Origin of the sequence: uncultured Legionella sp. (assembly GCF_937871865.1) — a bacterium.
Taxonomy (GTDB): Bacteria; Pseudomonadota; Gammaproteobacteria; order Legionellales; family Legionellaceae; genus Legionella.
Window position 1 is genome coordinate 1 of sequence record NZ_CALMPD010000209.1, and the last position, 4,511, is coordinate 4,511.

Here is a 4,511-nt window from a genome sequence, read left to right on the forward strand (position 1 = left end):
GTATTCGGGCTTTTTAACGTTAAAGGCTGCAATGCAGCCTTTAAATTAATCCCGTTGAACAATGGCTTTTCGTCTAAAATCTTATAATCTTTTATTTAACCATTAGCCGGCGATGGCAGAAAACAGCTATCATTACCAGTATTACACTCTTCATTCATTGCCTCATCCTTTTTTTGCTTAAAAAATCTCAAACGCGACGAATGGTTCGTTTGATGTTTTTTAGCTGACGTTTTAGAGGCTGAGGCAGAATCAGCATCGCGTTGTATTTTGGCAGTTATCAGCTGGATAGCTAATTGATGATTATTTTTAGTCGCATGATCCAAAACAGTCCGCCCTTTCGTATCCTTAATTGTTAATGATGCCTTTTTTGTCAGTAATAACTCGAATAATCGGGGATCTTCAGTAACCGTTGTCGATTTACAGGCATACATTAATGGTGTCTTGCCTTTTATGTCTAAAGGATCAATAACTATCCCCTTCATGTGTAACAAATCGTCCACGATACCACTGCCACCGTATCGGCATGCGAAATGAAGCAAGGTTGCCTTATCTCGTTTACGATGAAAATTAATTCGTTGAGGGATAGAAGATAACATGGCCTTTACCACCTCGCGCCGTCCGAGAAAAATAGCCGTCAACATAGGAGAATCATCACTCATTTGATGGCCTGCCAAAACAGACCAGCCCGCTCGAATACATTTTTTTACCGTTGTCATATCTCCTTGTAACGCTGCCATGGCAAAAAAGGATAATTTTTCTTGATGAGTAGTCCTGGGGCTGATCGGAAATACCGGATATTTGTTATCAAGAATACGGGCTAACTCTGGCGATTGTTCCAGAGCAATAAAATCCGTGTTCACTGTCAGTCTACGAGACAGCGGTGTCTCAGTGCATACTCGATAAAGCTCCTTAACCAATCCCTGAGAATCAAACTCAAAATAGGGTTTGTCCTTATTTTGCTCATACAAATCATTTATATTGATAAATCGCCATAAATTTCCTGCTCGCTTAAAGCCCATAGCATGATCTGAAGTACTAATTACTACGGCGACATTATCGTTTAGCCCTGAACGTGCCAGTACATTAAAATAATCCGTCGCCTCCTGCCTGGAAGCAAAGGTATGTGTTTTATAAAAGACTTGTTTTACACCTGAACTTTGTTGAGCAATACGTTGCAAGATCGCAGAAACATCTGGCTGCCACACCAGCTTTCCATAGTGTTCCTTATAACTGATTGGATCCTGAGCGATACAAATCTTCTGACATAAATCAGGTAAATTTTGAGTGCATGCTTCATTGTCACGGAGCAACCCGCGGTCTCCTGTTTTTGCTGTTATTTGTTGCAGTGTTTGCGGCAAATCAGCCTGATGAGCTCGAAGCAAATGCACTTGTTGATAAAAAATATCTTCATTACCCTCAGCAACAGCCAAAGCCCAATTAAGAGTAAAACCATAACAAACTCCTTCAAACTCAGGGTGGCCCAGCTTGGTTAATAAAGTAGTAATGGCATCATGACTTAAAGAATTGGGATCAACGACCGTTTTAAGCAGCAATCCTGAATAGCCTAAAAATTTTGCCACCATGTGGCACAATAAGGTGATACCAATAAATAAAAGAATACATATATAGACATACATGTTTACAATCCCATTCCATCCTTGGTAAAAACAGTATAAGGTTATTTTTATCTGCACGTCGAGAGGGATAATTCGTCCTTTATACATCCGAACGATCTAAAGATACACGGTCACCAATATTTAGGGAACACGTTATGGGGATTGACAAGATAAGCCGCCTTTCCCTGAGGCCAAATGAAAAAGCAATAGATAACAAGATGAAAATTGAACAATTTTCTAAGGCAATCGAACGCTATAAAAGAAACCCATGGTACAGCCGATTCCAGATATTGGTTTCAATTGTTATTGTATTATCGCAAGGGTTAAGTGTGTTCCACTTAATTCAGTCTGATATTAAGCCCAACCTACTTATTATTGGTTCTGTATTCTTAACTGCTTACATCACCACTGACTTTATTAATGGCCTGGTTCATATGTATATGGACAATAACACTAACTATACTTCTTCAGCAGGTCCTTTTATCGCAGCATTTCATCTGCATCACTCTCACCCCCAATACATCAGAAGACATCCGTTGAAAATTTATTTTTTTGAATCAGGAACAAAATTCTGGTTGTTAGGGTATTTGTTGGTGCTCATACTCCTGCAGCAGGTCACTAATATGCCTTATAGCCTGAATTACGGTCTGGTATTTATTGGTATCCTGTCATCCGTGGCAGAGGTCTCTCATTATTGGTGCCACACAGCGACAAAACAAAATAAAATCATTATGTTATTACAAAAAGGACGTCTGTTGCTGTCAATAAAACATCATGTACATCATCACCGCAGCGACAATACCCACTATGCCTTTTTAAACGGAGTCAGCGATCCGCTCTTAAACTTAATAGCGAACTATTATTATCCTGGTTATAAAAACCATGCAGATCAACACACTGCTGCTTATATGAAAAAACACTAAAAGCGGCAATAACGAATAAACGCAGGAATCAATGACCCAGCCGCATCGTCTTTATTGAGTCGGTACAAAATTCATTTTAACATGATCTTTACTTAAACAGTCTAGAATAAACGCAGGAATCCATGATTCTGCTTTATCACAAGGTTTCTCTCCAATAGAATCAGCTATATCTAAAGAAGCACCATTGTTTACTAAGACTTTAATGGCTTCTCTTGCCCCGGCTTGGATAGCATAATGCAAGGGAGTCTTACCATAAATGTCCTGAATATTTAATTGAGCACCTGATACGATTAACTGACGTGCGCAATCGGCATGGCCTTGTATAACCGCCCAATGTAAGGCAGTAAATTTTTTACCAGAAAGATCCTGCTTACTCAGATCATCAACGTTCATTGACTTAATCATAACTTTTAACTCAAACAAACGCCCCCAGGCCGCAGCACGTCTTAATGCCTGATCATAAAGAGGGGTACTTAACTCCCCGTATTTACGTAAAGACTGGCAAACACTCACGCACTGTCGATGAAGTTGAGTATGAACAGGAGTTCCGATAAAACTCAGTAATTGCCCCGCTAAAGTTCCATTTGCTGACTTAATGATCTGTTGATTTGTCTTCAATAACCCTTCGGTAACTGATGCATTATTAACGAGTTCTTTAGTCCTCTCCATTTGGCTAGGAGCAAGTGGTTTATCAGCAAACAGAAGCTCGGATAATTCCATAATAAACGATGCATCGACCAAGGATGAATCGCTCGAAATAATGTTTTTTACAGCCAATAAATAAGAGACAACGAATTCTGTATTATTCGATGATGTCTGATAATAAGGAAGCTTGCCATCATTCATCGCTTCAAGCGTACTCATAGTGCCTGTCGACAAAACCAGGTTGCCAGGAACACCTGCAACCATATTACGCATTAAACCATTAGATAAGGATTGATGATAAAACATTTGAGGCAGTTCCAACATGGAGCTCCCATTAAAATGCAGTTCTTTAATTATTGCTTTTTTAATTTCTGTCGGAGGTGAAGAAGAATAATCACCAACCAAAACATAGCGGCTCAACTCAGTCAGCGCAACGTATTGCCCTATGGTGCGCAGATCAGCAGATTTATCACCCGAGGTAAGGTACATAAATCCATAAGCTCCTGTTGGTATTTTTATGCTTTGTTCAAGAGTTAATGCAGGTAATTCAGCAACCGTCTTAATTTGGGGCAAACCCAATCGACCAGGCCCTATGCCGCAGCGCCCCATCATGACATCGTTTGCATCAAAATGGCTATATAAATGAGGCTGTTCTTTCTGAAATTTGTTAAATAGAAAATGTTGCATTAAGGAACCACTAATCACCGGTTGATTTGCAGCACCGATGAAAAGGAATTTACTGTCTGGAGAAAGAACGCGTCTGAGAATGTCTGCCGCTGGGTATTTGCATCGGTTTGATTCAATAAAAGCGACGACTTCATCATTTACGGGATCAAATAATTCCAGAGCGCACATGCCGACACTGCTTCCTTCAATATCCACTCTACCGTTGACTGGATTGCCATAGAGCTGCTCAAAGCGCGTCATTCCATCTAAAGTAGAAGTTAAAACAACATCAAAGTTCAAGCCTCCTGAGGTGACAGTATTGATCAAATCCGTAGCAATCTTACCAGCAAAAGTAAAATCTCCTTTTGCGGTATCATTAACACAGTTAGCGTAAACCAGAATAATTTTAGGCATGTTTTGACCTCAAGACAATCAAATTACCCAAATAGTAAAACATCTGTATTAAGACAATATTAAGAAAAATAAGTCAAATTGCCTTTTTTCAACTAGAACAGTTACATCGATAAAACTCAACACCCATACGGCGAACCTTCCAATTTTTTATCACTGTGCCTGAATTATTGGTACTGCTAAAAAGGATCCTGGCCAGGGCAAGAGCATCAAAGTTTAAAAACCCATCAATTTTTCTCTATAGTGATCA

At 39.5% G+C, this 4,511-nt stretch carries 3 protein-coding genes; 1 reads left to right on the forward strand and 2 read right to left on the reverse strand.

Translation table 11 applies throughout. The features are described from left to right. Positions 1–95 precede the first annotated feature (95 nt). Positions 96–1,637, reverse strand: coding sequence for a Dot/Icm T4SS effector AnkG/AnkZ/LegA7 (ankG, locus tag Q0495_RS11205; RefSeq protein WP_298626245.1), 1,542 nt, complete (start codon positions 1,635–1,637; stop codon positions 96–98). A gap of 134 nt (positions 1,638–1,771) precedes the next feature. On the opposite strand from ankG, the gene Q0495_RS11210 reads away from it, so the two are divergent. Continuing rightward, entirely contained in the window at positions 1,772–2,539 is a 768-nt protein-coding gene (locus tag Q0495_RS11210; RefSeq protein WP_298626248.1) for a fatty acid desaturase CarF family protein, read from the forward strand. A gap of 51 nt (positions 2,540–2,590) precedes the next feature. Here the strand turns inward: Q0495_RS11210 and ankY are convergent, their stop codons facing one another. Then, positions 2,591–4,264 carry a Dot/Icm T4SS effector AnkY/LegA9 gene (gene ankY / locus Q0495_RS11215; RefSeq protein WP_298626249.1) on the reverse strand — a complete coding sequence of 558 codons (1,674 nt, stop codon included), beginning with the start codon at positions 4,262–4,264 and terminating at the stop codon, positions 2,591–2,593. Between the last annotated feature and the right edge of the window lie 247 nt (positions 4,265–4,511).

Excerpts from the sequence above, each read along its gene's own strand:
- ankG (WP_298626245.1), bottom strand. The coding sequence starts at position 1,637 with ATGTATGTCTATATATGTATTCTTTTATTTATTGGTATCACCTTATTG.
- Q0495_RS11210 (WP_298626248.1), top strand. The coding sequence starts at position 1,772 with ATGGGGATTGACAAGATAAGCCGCCTTTCCCTGAGGCCAAATGAAAAA.
- ankY (WP_298626249.1), bottom strand. The coding sequence starts at position 4,264 with ATGCCTAAAATTATTCTGGTTTACGCTAACTGTGTTAATGATACCGCA.